Source organism: Acinetobacter sp. YH12239, from assembly GCF_013417635.1.
In the GTDB taxonomy this organism is placed as follows: domain Bacteria; phylum Pseudomonadota; class Gammaproteobacteria; order Pseudomonadales; family Moraxellaceae; genus Acinetobacter.
In genome coordinates this window covers 40604-61926 of the sequence record NZ_VPDP01000006.1, presented here as the reverse complement: position 1 = coordinate 61926, position 21323 = coordinate 40604, and the positions used below count along the sequence as shown (strand labels likewise).

Sequence of the window (21323 nt, the reverse complement as noted above, 5' to 3'; positions counted from 1 at the left end):
GAATGATCGAGATTAAGTTTAGTTTATCGCGCACGATAGTGATAGGCATAAGTGATATAAGGAAAGGAAATTTCATCATGGGGCATGAGTCCCGTATGTTCAAATACGATCGATTCAAATACTGTTTTCATTTTTGCTTGGTCTGCCGCTGACCTTGCCGCAATAAAACTGGTAGATAAGAGTCGTTTGCTGACGACCTGTTCAACACTGCCGACTTGATGCTGAGTGAAAGTGCTTAAACTTTGGAATTCAAATAATTCTTGCTGCTGAAATACATTTTGCCATTGGTTGCTATGAAAGCGTGGCGTATCGGACTCAAAAGGTGCGATGTAATCCGCCAATGCTTTGACCCAATCCACTGAGATATCTCGTTGGTTCCAGACTAGACCTAAATGCCCTTGGGGTTTAAGAAGGCGATGTATTTCTTGCAATGTTTGTCGTTCAGCAAACCAATGAAATGACTGTGCGCATAAAATAGCATCAACACTATGCATTGATTGCGCAATTTGATGGCTTGATGCTTGTAGTGTCTTCACCTCAGGATGTACTATTTTCAATTGTTCGAGCATTGCTGGAATCGGTTCAACGGCGATTATGTTCGAGGTGACTTGTTTTAGATAGTGCAGGAATTTTCCTGTCCCTGAACCTAAGTCAATCGCAACTGCATCAGGATGAATATTCAACTCATCTTTCAACCACGTGACGATAGCCTGTGGATAATTTGGTCGGACTTGTTGATAAAGTTCAGCCGCAGAACTAAAACCATTTTCAGCAGTAGGATGAAGTGAATGTGTCATATTTTGCGCTTTTTAATCTGAACAGTATCTATAAAATATGACACCGACAATGTGATGTAAGCAAGTGAACGATTGATTCATTTTGCAAACCAGATGATGAGAACCCTTTTCGGAATTGCAATGGATAAGCAAATAGTATTTGAAGACGAACACATCAGAGCAATTTATTTAAAAGGAACAACAGAAACATTGGTTCTCTCTTTTGGTGACTTGATCAGTCGTGCCAAAGGCAATGCCATTAATGCTGAAAAATCCTTAGCCAAATATGACTACAATGTCATTGGTATCATGCCAAAACAAAAGTCATGGTTCCCATCACAGAGCATGCAAGCTTTGATCGAGCAAATATCGCCTTTGTTGAATCAATTTCAGCGTGTCGTGGCTTATGGTGGTTCTATGGGCGGCTACGCAGCGATTAAGTACAGTAAGTTATTGGGCGCAGCACGTGTGGTCTCTATGGTGCCACAATATTCAATTAATCCTGCTGAAATCGAAGACCGCCGTTATACTGATTTTTACGATCCTAAGGTCAATGCTGACATGCAAATTGACGCGACAGATATTGCGTCCGATGCAGAATATATCGTGGTTTATGATCCTTACTTTGATCTGGATCGCGAGCACTATGAAAAGATTAAGCCACTTATTCCTCAACTCAATACACTACATTTACCTTATACAGGCCATGATGCGGTTGCTGTATTAGCAAATTCTGCGTTATTGCATGATTTTATTGAACATGAATTTGATGCAACCTACTTTTATCGCCAGATTCGAGCAGTTAAAAAGAACAGTAAATTTTACTATCGAAGCGTGATCGCACATCTGCTTGGCACTCACAATGAAGCATTGGGTAATATTTTAAAAACCATCGATTTACAACTAGACAGTAGCTTTTTTGATGCCAGTCTTAAACAGACGATTACCCGTATCTTACTGACCAACAAAAGAGTTGATGAACAAGATTTACAAAAGCTTGGTATTTCGATTCATTTGCCGTTTGAAAATAAAACACAACTTCATGACAGCTTTGGCAAAGTCTTGGTCTTTAACGTGATCACCCAAAAATTAGAAAGCTATGAACAACATGTGATTGATATTAATGGTAAGTACATTATTCCATTACATGTGGAAAGTACTGGATTGGCCCAGATTGAAATTAAAAAACAGCACTATCTCATTTGTATGAATGATCGCCGTGTTACCAAATTGATCAAAATGGATGATGCGCTGAGTGCGGATATGAGCCCTTTGATTGTGAAAAAGGGCGAAGGTTTCTTTAGTATCAGTTATAAGCATCTCTATATGCACTGCGATGAGTTAGGAAACTGTATTTTTGAATCAGACACTGTTGGTGAGGCAGAAAAATTTTCAGTGGAGTAAGGCTGAATTTTTCATAGCAATTGATCAAAGCGCTTCGGCGCTTTTTTTATCTTTAATTAAAAAAATATAGAGTGTGTGATAGATCTCAATCTGTCGTAAAAAGCGATATTGTTTAAAATTTATCCGTGTTTATTTTGTAACGAAAGCGATGGAATGACTCTGTTTCATTGCTAAGATCAGGCAATATATAACGAATTTGAATGATTCAAATGCTGATGTATTCATGAATATCGGAATATTCATGCATCTTTGACGTGTCAACTTGAGCACAAAAAAACCCATATAAATGGAATTTGGGTGGGACAGATGAATAAAAAGAAAATTGTAAAAACTGAAACAGGAATGAATCCTCCAAAACAATCGCGTACACATCGTCGTGTTAGGCAGGTGATTCAAACCGCTGAAAAACTTTTGGTTAAAATGGGCTTAGAGTCAATTTCAATTCCCGAAATTGCCAATGCTTCAAACATTCCAAGAGCGAGTATTTATCAGTTCTTTCCGACAAAATATGATCTGTTGCATCATATGGCACAGTTGCATTTGCAGAAACTAGTAAGCTTGCTCAAGGAAGCTGGTTTAAACGTCATACGAGAACATCCGCACGAAAGTATGACGGCTTATGGTCGAATGGTGGCTGCAGCTGTGATTGAAACCACTGCCAAGTTTTATAATGAATCTGCTGTGGCCCGATTATTAATATTGTCAGGTCCACTGAACCGACAAGTCTATTTACGTCATCAAATGGAACTCAAACAGTTCAGTCAAGATTTAAGAGATGCACTTAAAGCAATTCGGGTAGATGATTATTTACCGCAACAACCTGACAGTATGTTGATCATTATTGAAATGATCTTTACTTGTATGAAACATGGTTATTACACAGAAGATCGGATTTCTGAACGTATTTGTGAGGAGGCGTATCGTTTGGCAACGGCATATTTAAATGCGCTGAAAGAAGATCAATTTTCCCTAAAAGCACATCGTGCAGCAACGACGCAATCTGAGACAAAAAACCAGTCAAATCAGCTATTGTTGACCTACAATTAAGCTTACAATCAGTTGAATTATCATGAAAATCTTGCAGTCGAAATGCAGATAAATATTGCTGAGGTTCAACGTGAAAGCTGTTTTTTTGGATCAATTCTCTCTCGATCAGAATGATTTAGATTTTTCGGGGTGGTATCAAGTCTTTGATGAGGTAACATTCTTTGAGCGCACTGATCCAGATCAAGTGCTTGAACGCATTGCGGATGTAGATGTGGTGGTGACCAATAAAGTGGTGATTACGGCAGACATGATGCAACAACGACCGCAGCTTAAATTAATTTTAATTTCAGCCACAGGCACCAATAATGTCGATTTAATCCAAGCAAAAGCGCAAAACATTGTGGTATGTAACTGTCAGGCATATGGTACTGCCGCTGTAGCTCAACATACCATGATGTTGATGCTCAACTTGGCAACGTCTTTTATTCAATATGATCGTGCAGTTCGTGCGGGTGAATGGAATAAAGCATCACAATTCTGTTTATTAGATTTCCCCATTGTTGAATTGAATGGTAAGACCTTAGGGATTTTGGGCTATGGTGAACTTGGTCAAGCCGTAGCGAAATTGGCTGAAGCCTTTGGTATGAAGGTGATTGTGGCTCATTTACCAGGACGACCTGCAGCTGCTGATCGTGTCAGTTTAGAACGCTTGCTGCGTCAATCAGACTTTATTAGCTTACATTGTCCATTAACTGAAACAACACGCGACTTAATTGATACGGAAGCATTCAGTCTAATGAAGGAAAGTGCATATTTAATTAATTGTGCCCGTGGTGGCATTGTGAATGAACAAGCATTGGCGGAAGCACTAATAAATCGGAGAATCGCAGGGGCAGCGACTGATGTATTGAGTATAGAACCGCCTCAGCAAGGCAATGTGTTATTGAATTCGGATATCCCTAATCTCATTATTACACCACACAGTGCATGGGGAAGCGTTGAAGCACGTCAACGCATTGTGCAACAAGTACAGGAAAACGCAGCTGCATTTAAAGCGGGTCAACCGATCCGTCAAGTCAACTGAATTTAAGCAATAAAAAAAGGTGCTGTGAGAAGCACCTTTTTTCTTGAAGAGATATAAATAAACTCAACCTAATAAATAAACTCCACTTAGGTTTGAATAAAACGACATGGTTTAACGTGGGACACCTGCATCACTGTCATCTACAGCTGGACTAGAGGTGGTAGCTCCACTATTAGGTAAAGCAACACTTTGACGCTGAATGGTCGGTTCTGCTTCAGGTGCTTGATTTTGACTTGCTAGCGTGGTGTTGGCTGATTGCGCAGTTTCAAGGGTAACTGAATTCTCTTGAACGGGTAAAGCGACCGATGCAGTAGTTGGAGCAGGGGAGGCTGTAACAGCAGGTTCTGTCGTTGGGTTGGGTTGACTCAAACTGCCTCTTTCGATGGGAACACCACCTGCACCGACGAGGTTCTGTTTAGCATGCTGCACAGATTTAACAGTTGTATCCACGCCTTGACGAGCACCGTCACGTAATGCAATCGCTTTTTCATTGGTGAATTCTTTGGTGTTTTGCCAAGCTGAATCGACGGATGGTTTGATTTTAGCAATACCACGCTTGGTCGCATCATCAACGGTATTGGCTGTATTTTGCAAAGTTTCTTGTGCTTTGACTGCAAGTACTTTGGCTAAATTTGGATTGTCACCGTAAGCAGGATTGTTGCCTGTCAAAGTAGAGTCTTGAGCAAATGTAGTTGCTGAGCATAGCGTAATACAACTTACCAGCATCGTTTTCATTATGTTCATGAAGGATCCTCTTCTCAATTCTGTATGGGTAGCGCTGTGACTCAATCGCCTCATCTGTACAAAACTTTTGAATTTTTTATCAGTTTCCAAGCAAACTACATGAGCGATGGGGCTGTTTCAATGTTGAAATGTATCTGTAACGTTGTGCTTCGGCAGTTTTAATGATTAACGCTACAATTTTTATTCATCTTGCATCGCTTAAAGGCTTTTAGGATACAACACTACATTGTGTGCATTGGATCGTGGACAATAAAATTAAAAGTAAAGTTTATCCTCCGATTCTAAGACAGGTGTTGATCAAACCAATATATTCAACATAAAAAAGTCTGAGCATTGATTCATGCTCAGACGCTGTTTATAAGAAATCTAAAAATTAATGCTTCAGATATTGAGTCGGGACTTTTGGTAAAACCACGCTTGATGGGTATTGTGAATTCGAATAGATCGAAATCGATCCCAAAAGCGATGAAGTTAAACTTGGTAATGGGGCAACGCCTTTCCATACATCACTGGAAACCACCGAAATTTGAATACGATGTCCTTTAGGGATAAGCGCAGCAGTTGCTGGAATCTCAACATTGACCAAGACTGGCTTGTTTTTGTCTAAAGGCTGAATATCCGATGCTTTAAATGTATGCCAAGGTTGAATCATTTGTCCTTTGATATAACGAGAACGTGATTCGTCAACTTTACGCATGGATGCTGTAATAATACCCGTGCTTAATGTTTTAGCATTGCCCGTTCTTGGGTCCACATCGGATACACGTACGACTAAACCACTGTCTTTTGAGCTGGATGAAATCCATAAGTCAGCTTGTATCGGCCCATTTAAATAATAGTCTTCAGTTAAAGGGACTGAGTTAAAGACCGAAGCAGGAATATTTGCCAAGTTGCTATTTTCCAGACATGGGAAAGGCAGGATAGACGTTGCACCAATGAGAACTTGTTCAACAGTACTTGAGCATAAACCGAAAGTTGGCGCTTGTAATAAGTAGTTTTCACCAGAGCTTGACGTTGGTCGATCTTTTGCAAGGTTTCCACGTGTATTTAAGAATAAACGATCTGGTTCTAATGCTACATGCGGCCAATCCGTACTGACGACATAATCTTCATAACCGTGCACCCATTGTGTGACATTAGGTAGAGTTTCAGCGCCAGTTTTGATACCTTTTAAATATTGATCAAACCATTGAAGTTGCATTTTGTCTAAACGCGGTACATTACCTTTAGGCAAACTTGGGAAAAGTTGTGCGGCTTGAATGTGTGCCCAAGGTCCAATAAAGGTTTTTACTGTGGTATGACCTTTTAATGCTTCATGCCAAAGCGGTTCACTGCGTTGGAACAAATCACGTGTTCCCCCGACAATAAAAGTCGGAACTTTAATATTATTGGCTTGTTCTAACAGCGATCTTTCTTGCCAAAATTCATTATCAAATGCATCAGCTTTGCCTTTTAGAGCATTGGCAAAAAGCGGTATTTGGAATTCTGTACTGTTAATAATTTTATCGAGTGCGGTCAGTTTTCCAGTAATCGGATCTTGCACCAAGGTATCAATCGGTAAAGTACCCAACAGTGTAATTAAACTCATCCAAAGTGGAATAAAGTTAGTATTCAGCTGTCCGCCATTGAAAAGAATATCACGGTACGCATCACCCATAGGTACGATTGGGAACGCTGCCTTGATCGCTGGATGTTGTGTCGCTGCACCCAGCATCGCTGTGATTCCTAAATAAGAAACGCCATATAAGCCGATATTTCCATCAGAGAAGCTTTGTTTGCTTGACCAATCAATAATTTCATAAGCATCTTGTTGTTCGACTTTACCAAAAGCTTCCCATTTACCTGTAGAGTTACCTGTTCCGCGAACATCTGCAACGACTGTAGCATAGCCACGTTTCACCATTTCAGGATCTGCACCACCTGCTATTGCTGAAACCTTACCAGCAACCCCTGCGCTATAGGCCGTTTGAATAACAATCACAGGGAATTTTGCATTGATAGGACGGCCTGATTCATCCGCAGGAAGCGTGACATAAGTGGCGATTCGCGTTCCATCACGCATGGTAATCCATTGTGCTGGCAAGGTCACCGACTTAGGATATTCAGCAGGTCGATCATACAATTGCCATTGAGCATTGGCATTGGAAAGTGATGGGACTTGAGGTTGACTCGGAGATTGTCTAGTTCCGAGTCGGGTGTTTTTTAATGCAACGGGAGTACCTGGGAGTGTGACATCTGGGGAGGTCACTGGGTCGGGTTGAGGACTTAAATAGCTCAAGTCTGGTGTCACATTTGGTGTTGGATTAATTGTTTTATTTGCTATGCCAATGGTAGTCGCAAGTATCGTGACACCGATGCCAACAGCAGCATAGAAAGAATTTAGCAATTTCATTACATAATTCCTTTTTGTTTTTCATTTTTTTAGTCGTGCTTGAGTGAAGAATGAAATATGCATAAAGCTAAATCGTTCCATTCATTTTATTGTTATGTCTCCTAATCTGATCAAAAAAGATAATTCAGATCAGGCTTCAATGTTGTATCACTGTTTAGTTTAACTAACAAGTTTGGGTCTTACTGTTTGTCGGATTGGCAATGATGTTTTGATTAAGTATTTTATTTTTAATATAAAAAAATATTGATTGGGTCAGTTTAAAAAATACAACTGTATATAAATTAATCATAATTTAGAAGATATTTCTTTTATCTGATTTCTAAAGAAAATTATAAATTATGAGCATTTATGCCAATCAGGTACTTTTATTGAAAATGCAGAAACTCAGCGATATGTGAAATTTTCACCTTTATGAAAAAATCGTGATTAATCAAATTTTTTTACTCTGATATCTGAAGTAATACTGATTTAGGCAAAATATGCGTAGCTTTAAATCAAAGTCATTCCTCTAATAGATGATTTATATTTTTCTTAATCAGAGCACCAAGTTGAGGATCAAATCCATCTACTAAGAATCGGCTAATTAATCCTTCTATTAATGTGTAAATTAATTCGGATAAGTCTTGCCGGCCCATATTCAAGCAATGTGTTGATATTAATTCTTTTATCCATTGCTTATGATTTTGAGCAACTGAGATTATAGATTTATCGTCTTGGTTCGATTCAGCGACAGCTCTAACAAATAAGCATCCTTTAAAGGAGTCTTGTTGAAACCACTGCATATGCCAATCAAAAATTTTGTTTATTGCCGCAAGACCTTCTGATTTGCCGATATATTGAAACAAACTCGCTTTAAATTTTTCATCACGAGCTTTGAGAACGGATTTAACCAACTGCATCTTATTTTTGTAGTACGTGTACATCGTGGTTTTCGAACACCCTGATTGATCTCGAATTAAGTCTACACCTACGCCAACAAAGCTATTTTGGTTAAATAGTTTTTCTGCTGTATCAAGAATTTTTAATGCTGATTTTGACATCCATGCAATCCTGAAAATAAAAATAGTACAGATCTGTACTATTTTTATTTTATCTGTATTATGCTTTTAAAACAATATTAAAAAGGCGATATCAGTATGCTTTCAATTTTTGAAGGAAAAGAAAAACTTACTGCTTTTCCTAAACTGCACGAAATGATTCGAAGCTTTATTGGAGGAACAATTAGTATTTTTTTGCTACTTTTGTTGAGTAAATTATCGGGAAATATTTATATCATGGCGCCTTTTGGCGCAACTTGTGTAATTCTTTATGCAGTATCACAGTCGCCATTAGCTCAACCTAGAAATGTGATTTTCGGTCATTTTATTTCTGCTTTTATCGGTCTATTTTTTCTTAAGTTTTTTCCTGATTCGATTTTGACTATAGCTTTATCAGTCGGGTGTGCGATTGCCTTAATGCAATTTTTTAGATGTGTGCATCCTCCAGCAGGAGCAAATCCATTGGTCATTTTATTGACAGCAGATTCAATCAGCTATGGATGGAATTTCCTCATATTTCCTGTGCTTTTAGGATCTGTGGCTTTAGTATTGATTGCGATGGTTGTGAATAATATTAAACCTAATCATAAATGGCCACTTTATGGTTTAGGTATAATCAAATCCAAGCCATGATTGAAATTTGCATCATTCGATTTTTTAATCTTATGTGAAACTACCTGAGATAGCCTTTCACTCAAACCTATCTTTTGTGAGACTTGGCACTGGTCGAGTCACTTTATACTCCCCACTTATAAAAAAAAGCACAGTTGGTTTTAGCCAATTGTGCTGTTGTAGTTTACGAATGATCAGATGAATGGTGTTTTAGAGTCTTAGAAATGTTCGCACTGTTGAAGATTTTTCGCTTTAAAGTGGTTTTTTAGCGCGTTGAAATTGGCTTGTTTCACCGAATCTTGAATATCAAATACGGTCTGTTTGTTTTCGACATCTGCATCTAAATTTGAATGAGCCGAAATCAGTTGCCCTCCTTGGAAGAACCAGTATTCAGTGGCTTTGCCTGTCTCAAAGTTGCCTGTAAATTCAATGAGGCAGTTGTCTTTTTGTTTAATGAGGCGAGCAATGTTGTGTTGAGTCTCAGGTTGTACCGTGATGTTTTTGTGTTGTTCTAATACGATAGGGGCGTTATGGTTTGAGGACGTAGTTGAACAGGCTGTAAGGGTTAAACACGTTAAAGCTGAAATAACTAAAGTTTGAATTTTCATCATGAGGCTTCAAGTTTATCCGAATAGGTTTTAGTAATTAAGCTAAAATTATAAAATTTACTTATATATTGCTATACAAAAATTTAAAATTCATTTTAAGTTAATCAGAAATTGAAAATTTTAAATTTTTTATCGCCTTTCCATCTTACTCTCAATGCCTTTAAGTGTTCTAGACATGTAGGTGCATTTTGGCTTTTGTAATTAATTACATTTTCCAAAAAAGTGTAAGTACCTAAAATATTTGATAATAAGGTATTTTTTATTAAATGTTCATCAAGGTCACCAAACCTAATCCCAACTGCAACATATTCATAATAATTTAGGGCATACATGACAGCCATTTTTTGTTCTGGTGATAGGTTTTCAAAAGTTTCGTAGGATAGGGGGACATGTTTTTGTTCTAATAATATTTCATTTAATAAATCAAATTTTTCAACATAACTTGTGGATAATCTCGATGACATTAATGTTTGGATCGAATGATTTTTTCTTGAGTTGATATATTGGCTTTTCGTTGTGAATAACCAACCATAAACTGCACCTAAAATTCCTAGCAAAATTAGTATAGTTTGACCAGCGGATGATTGACCATGATTAATTGTAAAACCTAAGAAAGAGAATTTATGCAGACTGATATTCCACAAGACAATCCAAATAAATGAAATAACGAGACAACACATGCTGTAGTTTAGTTGTACATTTGTTCGTGGTTTCATAAAGAAATCATCACGAATAAATTTGTAAAATACATAAGATATAATAATGTAAGGTGCGAGTAAGAAAGTTGTTCTTAAAATAAGTATGTCATCAATATTCATTATTATTCAAAAATAAAAAAACCCTATATATATTATAGGGTTTTTTTTGTCTAATCTAGGCTGAATTAGCCTAAACCAATTGCGTCATTTAGGGCGTAAGAAAAAGTATTCATATATATTTCCCCGTATTTCTAGTAGTCATTTGTGTATCACTACTATAAGTTATAAATCGTTACTGTCAAATTGATAATTGTAAAAAGAAGATCGATAAAATCAATCTTCCTAACACTGTTTAGTGCTGTAACACTGAAATATCAGCCACTTTCGTAAACAAGTCACGAAGCTGTGCAAGCATACGTAAACGGTTAGCTTTTAATTCTGCATCATCCGCCATCACCATTACACCATCAAAGAATGCATCTACAGGCGCACGAAGAGCAGCAAGTGCAGACAATGCAGCAGTGTAGTCTTTCGCAGCAAATAACGGCTCAACCACAGGCGTGATTTTCGCAAGTTCAGCGAACAATGCTTTCTCAGCATCTTCAACCAAGTTTGCTTCAACCACAGCGCCTTCAGGTGCAGCTTCTTTGGCAAGAATGTTGGCAACACGTTTGTTGGCAGCAGCAAGTGCAGCAGTTTCAGGCAATGCACGGAAGTGATTTACCGCATTTACACGCTTATCAAAATCAAGTGGTGATTTTGGTGACAACGCTTGAACCGCTTGAATCACATCTACAGCAACGCCTTGATCTTCGTATTTCGCACGGTAACGACCTTCAAGGAATGCAACAGCATCGTTTAGCGTCTTATCATGATCTTTCAATACATCGCCATAAGCCGCTAAAGCAAGTTTGATCAAGTCTTCAATTGACACATCAAGCTCGTTTTCAGTCACAAGACGTAAGATACCAATCGCAGAACGACGAAGCGCAAACGGGTCTTTAGAACCTGTAGGCGCTTGACCAATACCAAAAATACCCGTCAAAGTATCTAAACGGTCTGCAAGGGCAATCGTTGTACCTGTTTTCGTTTTCGGTAAGACATCACCTGCGAATTTAGGTAAGTATTGCTCACCTAAAGACTCAGCAACTTCATCATTTTCGCCTTCAAGACGTGCGTAGTAAGTACCCGCAATCCCTTGAAGTTCTGGGAATTCACCTACAAGCTCAGAGGTTAAGTCGCATTTTGCAAGCAGGGCAGCTTTTTCAGCATCTTCCGCTTTTGCACCTGTAATTGGCGCTAAAGCAACAGCGAGTTTTGCAATACGTGTCGATTTGTCCCAAAGCGTACCCAATTCTGCTTGGAAGACCATATTCGCAAGTTTTTCTTTACGAGACGCAAGTGGTTGTTTTTGGTCCTGTAAGAAGAAGAATTCAGCATCAGACAAACGTGGACGAACAACTTTCTCGTTACCTTCAATAATTTGTGTCGGGTCTTTAGACTCAATATTTGACACAGTAATGAAGTATGGTTGAAGCTTATTGTCGCTATTGACTAAGCAGAAGTATTTTTGGTTGTCCTGCATTGTTGTGATGAGTGCTTCTTGAGGAACGGCAAGGAAACGTTCTTCAAAGCTAGCACGAAGTGCAACAGGCCATTCTACAAGTGCTGTGACTTCGTCACGTAAATCACTTGGCACAATCGCAATTGCATTTACTTCATCAGCTAATGCTTTTACTTGACCGTCAATGATTGCTTGACGCTCTTCAAAGTTTGCCACAACGTAAGCCGCTTTTAACTTCGCTAAGTATTCATCAGCGTGCGTTAAAGTAATTGCTTCAGGCGCATGGAAACGATGACCAAATGTTACGTTACCTGCTTTGTGATCTTGAATTGTTGCATCAACAACGTCGTTGTCTTTAAGCAATACCACCCATTTTACTGGACGTACAAATTCGGTACGGCTTGCCGCTGAACGCATACGTTTCGCAATTGGAAGATTGTCCAATGCATTTTGTAAAATTTGTGGAAGTAAAGCATCAAGGCTTTGACCTTTGACATCTTTTAAGTAGCAAACTTTTTCGACTTTACCCGCTTGAAAAGTCGAGATTTGATCAACCGTGATGCCTTGACCACGCATAAAGCCTTCAAGCGCTTTCGTTGGGTTGCCTTCAGCATCAAACGCTGCTTGTTTCGCAGGGCCATCAAAACGTTTTTGCGTGTCCGCTTGCGCGCCATCAACGTTGACAATTTTAAGTGCAAGACGACGTGGAGCAGCATAAGCTTCGATTGAATCAAAAGCCAAGCCTGCATCTTTTAAGCCTTTTACAGTTTCAGCTTGTAGTGCATCACGCAATTTTTTAAGGCTTTTTGGTGGAAGTTCTTCACAACCTAATTCGAACAAAACGGTATGTTTAGACATTATTTGCTCTCCTCAGATTTTGCTTCTGCTTCAACTTGTGCCTTTAACTGTGCCAATACTTCATCACGTAGTGCTGGTTCTGCCATTGGGAAACCAAGTTCCGCACGTGCAGCCACATAAGCATTTGCAATTGAACGCGCCAATGTGCGTACACGTAAGATATAACGCTGACGTTCTGTCACAGAAATCGCACCACGCGCATCAAGCAAGTTAAAGCTATGAGAGGCTTTAACCACTTGCTCATACGCAGGAAGTGGAAGTTTTGCTTCGATTAAACGTGTTGCTTCAGTTTCATAGAAGTCGAAGAGTTCAAACAGTTTATCAACAGGTGCATATTCAAAGTTATAAGTCGACTGTTCAACTTCATTTTGATGGAATACATCACCATAAGTCACTGTACCAAACTGACCTTTAGTCCAAACTAAATCATATACAGAATCAACACCTTGCAAATACATTGCAAGACGCTCTAAACCGTAAGTGATTTCACCAGTAACAGGATAGCACTCAACACCACCGACTTGTTGGAAGTAAGTGAACTGAGTCACTTCCATGCCGTTTAACCATACTTCCCAACCTAAGCCCCACGCGCCAAGCGTTGGAGATTCCCAGTTGTCTTCTACGAAACGAATGTCATGTACCAACGGATCAATACCAATCGCTTTAAGCGAGTCAAGATACAACTGTTGGATGTTGTCTGGGTTTGGCTTAAGTACCACTTGGAATTGGTAGTAATGTTGCAAACGGTTTGGGTTTTCACCATAACGACCGTCTTTCGGACGACGTGAAGGTTGAACGTATGCAGCGTTCCAAGTTTCAGGCCCTAATGCGCGTAGGAAAGTTGCAGTGTGGAATGTACCTGCACCCATTTCCATGTCGTAAGGCTGTAACACGACGCAGCCTTGCTCCGCCCAGTAGTTTTGTAAGGCAAGAATTAAGCCTTGGAAAGTATCAATATGCGATATGGCGCGACTCATGGTCATCCACTTAAAATTAGAGAAAAATTGCGCTCAATTATAAGGACTTTAGCAGGGAGTGGCAAAGGTTAGTCCATAAATTTGTGCGGCCAACTCAATTGCTAAAAAGTTTGCATACTTGGAGCAGAACGACATTTATAGTGTTCTTTCCTAGATGTCGAAGTTTTTAATCAGATGGCATGAAATAAACCTCATTTGATTTCATTTTTACTTTAACTTTTGGCGTCTCATTGGGAATATTCCATCGGAGATAATGAATAAATCTTTGAATCTCTGTATCACTATGTTATAAATGTTATGTTATAACATTTCAAATGTAACGTATTGTCATAATAAGAGATGATCTCCATGAAAAACCAATTACCAAAGATCAGCATTTTGCTTTCAGCTATTTTACTGACAGCATGTGGTGGTAGTGATAACAACAAATCAAATCAGAATAATCCGCCTGAAAAACCAACAACTGTGGTAAATCAAGAGGGGAGACTTTTGATCATCAATGATCAAGTCGATCGACCAGAATTAAGTTTATTCGATTTAGAACAGCAAAAAGTCATCGATGTTAAACAACTCAAGACGATGCCATTTGCGTTACATAGCAGTCCAAGTGCACGTTACGGCATCTTGATGGATCGAGTTGGTGGCACTGTTAATTTTTATGACAGCGGTTTAACTGATAAGGGAACTGCTTCACCTCAGTTATTGAACTTCCAACTCAATGGTGCTGCACCTACGCATTATCGGAATTTTAATGGTCAGGCTGCTATTTTTTATGATGGTAGTGAGACTGAAACATCAAAATTTGATGTATTTACAGATGCAGGAATCGCTTCAAAAAATGTGGCATCGCAAAAGCTGCCATTTAAACATCATGGTGTAGCTGAACCGTTGGGTGAGTATGTATTGAGTTCATATTCAGGATCAGGTGAAACATTAGCAAGTGTGGTGAGAAATTACGAACTGCATGGTGATCATTTCCATGGTCAAAATAATTTACAAAATACGTGTCCAGGTTTGCACGGTGCTTCATCGGTTAAAGGTTATAGTGCATTTGGCTGTGAAGACGGCGTATTGCTTGTCGAGCATGGTGTTGCAGGTCTTTTTAAAGACTCGAAGATTAAGTTGGACGTTCGTATTGGTACAGTCGTTGGCCAAGCCAATGCGAAAGAGCTAGTTGGATTGGCATCCGCTACACCTGATTTATTCATTATCAATGGTGCAAATAAGTTGGTTCAACAAATTCCATGGACTGAGAAAGATACCAATGTGAAACGTCTTCAGCAGACGTATAGCCAATCTGGCGATTATTTCGTGATACTTGACTCATTGGGGCAATTGGTGATTTTAGATACTGAGTCTTGGATAGTGAAACATCGTATTCAATTGATTGAGCAAGGTTCAGAAGCGATCGCGAAGGCAGCGCTGATTGCGCATGGTCAGCAAGATCGTGTTTTCATCAATAATGTGGTGACGAAACAGATTCATGAGATTGATTTGAAATCCGCCAAGATTGAACGCAGTATCAAGCTAGATGCCGTACCACAAAAATTCACTTGGTTGGGTGTTGCAAAATAAATAAAAGACTGGCTTTGAATCAACAAGAAAAAAGCACGATATCGTGCTTTTTTCTTTTTTGAACATTTATTTAGATCAGATAAAGAACCAATAGATAAATAGTGAAACAATGAAAATACACATAATATTCAGGACGAACCCGACTTTCATCATTTCGGACTGTTGAATATGTCCAGTACCAAATACGATGGCATTTGGTGGTGTCGCAACAGGAAGCATAAATGCACAAGAAGCACCAATGCCGATCACAATAACTAAAATTTCCTTAGGCATACCCATTTGATCGGCAATCGCTGCAAAGACTGGTACTAACAGTGCAGCAGATGCAGTGTTACTGGTGAATTCTGTTAAAAAGACAATAAATGCTGCTACAACAAAAATAATCATCAATGGTGAGGTATCACCAAACACATTTGCAAGCGTTTGACCGAGTACCAATGAACTGCCTGAATCTTTTAAAATTGCACTGAGGGTTAAACCACCGCCAAATAAAAATAAAACGCCCCAATCTGTATTTTCAGCAACTTGTTTCCATGTTGCAGTGCCGATAATCACGACCAAGCATGCTGCCAGAACAGCAATCCAAGTATCAGGTTGTGAAATACCAAAGTTCTCGGTCAGCTTTTTGCTGAAGATCCAAGCAATAGCCGTACAGACAAACAATACCATTGTTGCAATTCGAGTACCCGTCCAAGGAATATCCTCAGTCACAAATTGCACTTTATGATTGAGCTTAGGTCTAAGTACCAGATAAAGACTCAAGAGCATGGCAGGTAAAATAAGCAGCATCATCGGTAAACCGATTTTCATCCAATCTGCAAAATCATAGTCTAAAGCTTTTGCTGCAATTGCATTTGGTGGAGAGCCAACCATCGTCCCCAAGCCACCAATACTTGCAGAATAGGCAATGCCTAACAGGATAAAAACAAATGTTTTTCGGTCTTTGGTTAAATCCAAGTGAGAAAGTAAACCAAGAGCAAGCGGTAACATCATTGCAGCAGTTGCCGTATTTGAAATCCACATAGATAAAAGTGCTGTTACAGCAAAAATTGCCATTACAGAGATGCCGAGATGACCACCAGACATAGAGATGATCCACATCGCAATTTTTTTATCGAGCTTTTGAATATGCAACGCGGTCGCTAATGCGAAGCCACCAAAAAATAAAAAAATCACAGGATCTGCAAATGTAGCTAATGCCGCTTGTGTTGTGATTGGTATAAGCTCATCGCCTTTAGCCATAGGCATCGCGAGAAGAACTGCGAGTACGGGTACCAATAGGGCGGTAATCGTGATGTGGATGGCCTCAGTCAGCCATAAAATGCCGATAAAGCAGAGTAATGCCAAACCTTTATTGGCATTTTCATCATAGGGTAAGACTTGATAGAGTCCATAAGAAATAAAAGCGGCGATCAGTATCAACACCCAACCTTTGATCAGCCCTTTAGGCATCATGTTGGTTGGGGTCGCGAGTTGTTCCGTCATATTCGCTCCTTTTGAATGTCGCTATAGATTTAAAATTGCGTATATTAAACTTCTTAATTCTGAAGAATGAATATCCTTATCATTTTTCAAAATATACTATTTAAACAATGAAATCGATTGTTCTAATAAATTATAGCTTTGCCACAGGGCTTGAATGCCGAGCAAAAGTAATAGGATCAATACTGTATTTTTAAAAAACTGTTGAGAGATATGTTGCCTGATCCATCCTCCGATCCATACCCCAAATATTGCAAAAACACAGATCAACATGACTAAAAGTTGTTGATGCTCATCAATATTGACCAAAATTGGGTAAAGTAGAAGGATTTGTATCAATTTGCTGCCGATAAAGCTTAAATTACTCACGATCACAATATCGGTTTTACTCAGCTGACAGCTGAGTAAATACATCATTAGAAATGGTGCCATTGCATTGGTAGCACCACCGATAATGCCTGCTAACAGACCGAATATCAGCATATTGAGCACTGACGGGCTGACGGTGAATGAATGTTGTCGTAATTGATCAATCACATACAGTACCATCACCATGCCAAGTAAAAGCTTTAAATAACCTTCATTGAGCCACAATAAAAGTTTTACCCCAAGCAGACTGCCAACTAAGCTACTTAGAATAAGGGGGAAAAATCTTACACTGTAGTGTTGAATGCTCTGCCATATTGAATAGTGAGGGTGAGCAGTTAGCAGAATTAAATTTAAAATGAGACAGGGAAGAATGACCAAAGTGACAGCGAGGCTGAGCGGGAGTTGAGTAGAGAGTACGGCGGTACTCATCATGGGAAAGCCGAAACCGCTCAGGCCATGTAATAATGCGGCCAGTGCGCATAGCCACAATACCATCCATTCCGACTGTGCCATTGATTGTCCATATTTATTGTTTTGTTCAAGTTAGCGCTATTTTGAGAAAGATGCAAAATGAGAATAAAAAAAACACGATAATTGGGGGAAATTATCGTGTTGAAAAACTCACCCGAGGTTGTGTGGGTGATTGAGGGTAAACTCAAGTTAAAGCGGTGATCTGTCCTGATGTACAGTACGCATTGGACGATCATAAGTATTTGAATGTTCGTGCTGAACTTTATTTTTTGGCATCACTAACCAGAGCACTAAGTACACTAAAATTCCTGGAAATGCAGCGCTCATCACTGACACTAGAACAAAAATAATTCGTAATAAATTCGCATTCCAACCAAAACGTTCAGCAATACCGCCCATCACACCAGCAATCATGTTAGAGCGGTTTGAGCGATATAAACCAACATTGGCCATTGAGTTCTCCTTTAGAACCTAAAATAGTCATGAAATAGACTTCGTAATTTCTCTTTAACGTTTGTCTATACATTTTATATGGAGAATAATTTTTAGTTTTAAAGGAAATTATTCAAAAAATATCGTAATTTTATGTAATAAAAAAGATAAAACCCAGATGTGGTATAGGTTCTGCATAAATAGTCAGATCAGGCTAATACTTGTATATCCCTATTTTATAAGGATAATATTTTTATACATCGCAATTTATGAAATGGCTCAAGATATAAAATGATGAATTTAAATTTTAAAGTTCATTCAATCTCAATGTTCAGCATTATCGCCATCATGAATATTGCACTTGCGGCATGTAGCCAGAATGAATCGCCACATATTGAACACATCAACCAAATTCAGGAGTCGCATACGCCTGAGTCTTCTAACTCATTAACGAATGTCGCAGGTAAGGCACGGCCTCCAGTTCAAGAGAATGCGGATACAACACCGCAGTCTGTTGCTAAAGAATGGCAGAAATTTGTAGGTCGTTACCAAACCACCATGCAATGTGATGATGGCTTTGCTCGTTGTGATAAGGGTGAAGCTGAGTTTATTATCAATTTATTGGCTGATGGCACAGCTCATCGTATTTTTATGCATCGTGGTAAGGTTGAATTTACAACGCAACGTCAATATCGCCAAGATCGTTGGTTGTATGATCCGCATCACCATCAAATCATTATTTTGAGAGAGAGTGGGGTTCAGTTTTTTTACGATTTGGATGAGCAGGGTAATATGGTCATGGATCTTGATAAAATTGCCAATGCAACGCAAGTGAACCAAACTTTCTTTAAAGACAATCCGCTTCCGTCACGTGCATATACTTTGCAACGTCAAAAGCTTTGAAGATATAAGAATTGATACTCTATGAGGGTAACTTGTATTATATTGCAGGCAATAAAAAAGCCTTTCAAGATGAAAGGCTTTTTTAAGAATCTGGTGGGTCGTCCGCGACTCGAACGCGGGACCAACGGATTAAAAGTCCGCTGCTCTACCAACTGAGCTAACGACCCATAGGGGTTTCAAAATAAGTGGTGGGTCGTCCGCGACTCGAACGCGGGACCAACGGATTAAAAGTCCGCTGCTCTACCAACTGAGCTAACGACCCATCTCGTTTTGATGTTGCGTATTTTAGCAAGTTATTTGAGTAGCGCAAGTAAAAAATATAAAACTTTGTTACGTTTGGCTAGAAATGACACAATTTCGTGTTTTCTAGCCAAAAAACAATCGATTTTAGCTTAAAAACGATATTTATACTGTTCAATATTTTTCAGAATCTCTTCATTTAAATCGCAATATGCATCTTCATTTGGTAATAAAACCAAAATACGATCTGAAGTTTTGTCTGGAAAATAAGCTTCTTCCTTCAACTTACTCTTTTGATATTTAAATGTTCCTGTGGTTTCGAGTGTTTTCTGTACACGTAAGAACACAGGAACTGCATAGCTAGGCAAAGATTTCTTAAAGAACTGAGCCATATTGGATAAATCTTGCTCATTTAGTTCAGCACCTTCTGCTAAAGTGATGGCTGCCATACCTGCACGACCGTTAGTATTTGGAATTTCAACGCCGTATACCACTGCTTCTGTGATCTTTTCATAATCACTACAAATATTTTCAACTTCAGTTGTAGAGACATTCTCACCTTTCCAGCGGAAGGTATCACCGAGACGGTCAACAAATTGAGCATGGCGGCACCCGATATCTCGCACGAGGTCACCCGTGATGAAATAAGAATCTCCTTTGGTAAAAACATCATGCATGATCGAGGATTTGTTCTTTTCTGGATCGGTATAACCATCAAATGGTGAGCGATTAGTAATTTTACCAATCAATAAGCCTGTTTCACCTTTTTTGACTTTAATACAATGACCTTTTGCATCACGAATAGGAGCTTCTTTTTCCTTGTCATATTGGATAATGGCATAAGGAATAGGAGAGAAACCTACGGTGTTGTCGAAGTTTAAAATATTGGAAAAGCCGACATTACCTTCACTTGAAGCATAAAGTTCGAGTACTTCTTCAATGCCAAAGCGAGTTTTAAATTTATCCCAAATATTTGGACGCATGCCGTTACCAATCATCTTGGTGACGCGATGATTGCGATCTTGGTGTGATTCAGGTGCATCTAGAAGATAGCGACATAGCTCACCAACATAACCAATTGCTGATGCATTAAATTTTTGAACATCTTTCCAAAAAGAAGAGGTTGAGAACTTACGACGAATCGCTAGTGTCGAACTACCAGCAATTACACCACACCAGCACACTACTATGCCTGTAGCATGATAAAGCGGTAAAGTGACATACATAACGTCATCTTTATTTAGATTGAGGACATGACCATATGTGCCATACGCTAACATCCAACGACTATTGGTAAAGACTACGGCTTTTGGTAAACCTGTTGTGCCAGACGTATAGATGTAGAATAAGCCGTCAGCACCAGTCACCTTATGTGTTTCAGCTAGATTATCTTTAGATTCAGATAAAATTTCTTGTGCAAGATTATGATAGCCATCAGGTGCTTGACCAGCATTTTGGCGTGTATTTTGATCAGCAAACCAATAGAGCTTATCTTTTGCTACAGTCAGTTGTTCGCGTACTTCATCTACAGCTTCACGGCATTCTTCACCGACAATTACGCTGATTGGTTTAACCAAATTAATACTATGGGTAAGTACCTTACCTGTTTGAGACGTATTGACGAGCGCTGAAACAACCCCAATTTTTGCAAGACCAATGACGGTGGCAATAAGTTCACTACGGTTTTCAACAATGACCGCAATCACATCACCTTTTTTTGCACCCTTAGCGATGTAGTAGTGTGCAATTTGGTTTGCCCAATCATTTAGTTGTTGGTAGGTATATTTCTGATCTTCACATAACAGCGCAATACCTTGAGGATTTTTTTGCGCTGCACGCTCAAAAGCGAGGGCAAGACCTGCTGGCGTTTTAGGAGTACGTAAATAAGCCTGTTTGAGCCCGACAAGAATATTTGGCAACTTCGTGACCAAATGTGGGAGTCGTGCAGCTACGTCTTTGATTCCAATGAGATCGTTTTGATAAGTCTGGCTCATACTGGTCCTATTTTTTGTGATATTCCGTTTAGTCTTTAATTTTTCGCAAGTTTTTTACTTGGTTTTGTCACTGAATATCTTATCCATTTTGAAAAATTGATCAATTCTGAACAGGA

General features: G+C 39.1%; 18 protein-coding genes and 2 tRNA genes. 6 read left to right on the top strand and 14 right to left on the bottom strand.

Translation table 11 applies throughout. The features are described from left to right. Positions 1-23: 23 nt before the first annotated feature. The gene (locus FTV17_RS07200; protein WP_179998754.1) at positions 24-797 is read right to left on the bottom strand and encodes a class I SAM-dependent methyltransferase; all 774 of its coding nucleotides are present in this window, start codon (positions 795-797) and stop codon (positions 24-26) included. Positions 798-917: 120 nt separating this feature from the next. On the opposite strand from FTV17_RS07200, the gene FTV17_RS07195 reads away from it, so the two are divergent. From FTV17_RS07195 to FTV17_RS07185, 3 genes are all read left to right on the top strand, one after another. Next, on the top strand, positions 918-2180 hold the full coding sequence (locus FTV17_RS07195) for a hypothetical protein (RefSeq protein WP_179998753.1): 1263 nt from the start codon (positions 918-920) through the stop codon (positions 2178-2180). Positions 2181-2486: 306 nt separating this feature from the next. Further along, positions 2487-3227, top strand: a complete 741-nt coding sequence (locus FTV17_RS07190) for a TetR/AcrR family transcriptional regulator (RefSeq protein WP_179998752.1) — start codon at positions 2487-2489, stop codon at positions 3225-3227. A gap of 70 nt (positions 3228-3297) precedes the next feature. After that, positions 3298-4251, top strand: coding sequence for a 2-hydroxyacid dehydrogenase (locus FTV17_RS07185; protein WP_179998751.1), 954 nt, complete (start codon positions 3298-3300; stop codon positions 4249-4251). Positions 4252-4362: 111 nt separating this feature from the next. Here the strand turns inward: FTV17_RS07185 and FTV17_RS07180 are convergent, their stop codons facing one another. The 3 genes from FTV17_RS07180 to FTV17_RS07170 all read right to left on the bottom strand — a co-directional run bounded on the left by FTV17_RS07180 (position 4363) and on the right by FTV17_RS07170 (position 8427). Next, on the bottom strand, positions 4363-4995 hold the full coding sequence (locus FTV17_RS07180) for a hypothetical protein (RefSeq protein WP_179998750.1): 633 nt from the start codon (positions 4993-4995) through the stop codon (positions 4363-4365). Between the two features lie 373 nt (positions 4996-5368). Then, positions 5369-7387: a CocE/NonD family hydrolase gene (locus FTV17_RS07175; RefSeq protein WP_179998749.1), complete on the bottom strand. Its 2019-nt coding sequence runs from the start codon at positions 7385-7387 to the stop codon at positions 5369-5371. Between the two features lie 500 nt (positions 7388-7887). Continuing rightward, positions 7888-8427 (bottom strand): TetR/AcrR family transcriptional regulator, encoded by a 540-nt coding sequence (locus FTV17_RS07170; protein ID WP_179998748.1) that lies wholly within the window; start codon positions 8425-8427, stop codon positions 7888-7890. A 96-nt stretch (positions 8428-8523) separates the two neighbouring features. Between FTV17_RS07170 and FTV17_RS07165 the strand changes: the two genes are divergently transcribed. Then, entirely contained in the window at positions 8524-9057 is a 534-nt protein-coding gene (locus FTV17_RS07165) for an HPP family protein (protein ID WP_179998747.1), read from the top strand. 197 nt (positions 9058-9254) lie between these two features. On the opposite strand, the gene FTV17_RS07160 is transcribed toward FTV17_RS07165, so the two are convergent. The 4 genes from FTV17_RS07160 to glyQ all read right to left on the bottom strand — a co-directional run bounded on the left by FTV17_RS07160 (position 9255) and on the right by glyQ (position 13741). Further along, entirely contained in the window at positions 9255-9647 is a 393-nt protein-coding gene (locus FTV17_RS07160; protein WP_257219900.1) for a hypothetical protein, read from the bottom strand. A gap of 101 nt (positions 9648-9748) precedes the next feature. Further along, positions 9749-10462 carry a DUF4760 domain-containing protein gene (locus tag FTV17_RS07155; protein WP_179998746.1) on the bottom strand — a complete coding sequence of 238 codons (714 nt, stop codon included), beginning with the start codon at positions 10460-10462 and terminating at the stop codon, positions 9749-9751. Positions 10463-10694: 232 nt separating this feature from the next. Then, positions 10695-12764 (bottom strand): glycine--tRNA ligase subunit beta, encoded by a 2070-nt coding sequence (gene glyS / locus FTV17_RS07150; RefSeq protein WP_179998745.1) that lies wholly within the window; start codon positions 12762-12764, stop codon positions 10695-10697. After that, entirely contained in the window at positions 12764-13741 is a 978-nt protein-coding gene (gene glyQ / locus FTV17_RS07145; protein WP_035264216.1) for a glycine--tRNA ligase subunit alpha, read from the bottom strand. Before glyQ ends, glyS begins: the two co-directional genes overlap by 1 nt. A 348-nt stretch (positions 13742-14089) precedes the next feature. Between glyQ and FTV17_RS07140 the strand changes: the two genes are divergently transcribed. Next, on the top strand, positions 14090-15316 hold the full coding sequence (locus FTV17_RS07140) for a hypothetical protein (RefSeq protein ID WP_179998744.1): 1227 nt from the start codon (positions 14090-14092) through the stop codon (positions 15314-15316). A gap of 75 nt (positions 15317-15391) precedes the next feature. Here the strand turns inward: FTV17_RS07140 and FTV17_RS07135 are convergent, their stop codons facing one another. The 3 genes from FTV17_RS07135 to FTV17_RS07125 form a co-directional block, all read right to left on the bottom strand. Further along, positions 15392-16801 (bottom strand): DASS family sodium-coupled anion symporter, encoded by a 1410-nt coding sequence (locus FTV17_RS07135; protein WP_179998743.1) that lies wholly within the window; start codon positions 16799-16801, stop codon positions 15392-15394. 96 nt (positions 16802-16897) lie between these two features. Then, on the bottom strand, positions 16898-17680 hold the full coding sequence (locus FTV17_RS07130) for a sulfite exporter TauE/SafE family protein (protein ID WP_179998742.1): 783 nt from the start codon (positions 17678-17680) through the stop codon (positions 16898-16900). Between the two features lie 147 nt (positions 17681-17827). Beyond that, positions 17828-18091: a PspC domain-containing protein gene (locus FTV17_RS07125; protein WP_179998741.1), complete on the bottom strand. Its 264-nt coding sequence runs from the start codon at positions 18089-18091 to the stop codon at positions 17828-17830. 270 nt (positions 18092-18361) lie between these two features. Between FTV17_RS07125 and FTV17_RS07120 the strand changes: the two genes are divergently transcribed. Continuing rightward, positions 18362-18973, top strand: coding sequence for a hypothetical protein (locus FTV17_RS07120; RefSeq protein ID WP_179998740.1), 612 nt, complete (start codon positions 18362-18364; stop codon positions 18971-18973). Positions 18974-19064: 91 nt separating this feature from the next. Here FTV17_RS07120 and FTV17_RS07115 read toward each other — a convergent pair. The 3 genes from FTV17_RS07115 to FTV17_RS07105 form a co-directional block, all read right to left on the bottom strand. Then, positions 19065-19140, bottom strand: a tRNA-Lys gene (locus FTV17_RS07115). A 19-nt stretch (positions 19141-19159) separates the two neighbouring features. Then, positions 19160-19235: transfer RNA gene (locus tag FTV17_RS07110), tRNA-Lys, on the bottom strand. A gap of 130 nt (positions 19236-19365) precedes the next feature. Next, the gene (locus FTV17_RS07105) at positions 19366-21207 is read right to left on the bottom strand and encodes a long-chain-acyl-CoA synthetase (RefSeq protein ID WP_179998739.1); all 1842 of its coding nucleotides are present in this window, start codon (positions 21205-21207) and stop codon (positions 19366-19368) included. Between the last annotated feature and the right edge of the window lie 116 nt (positions 21208-21323).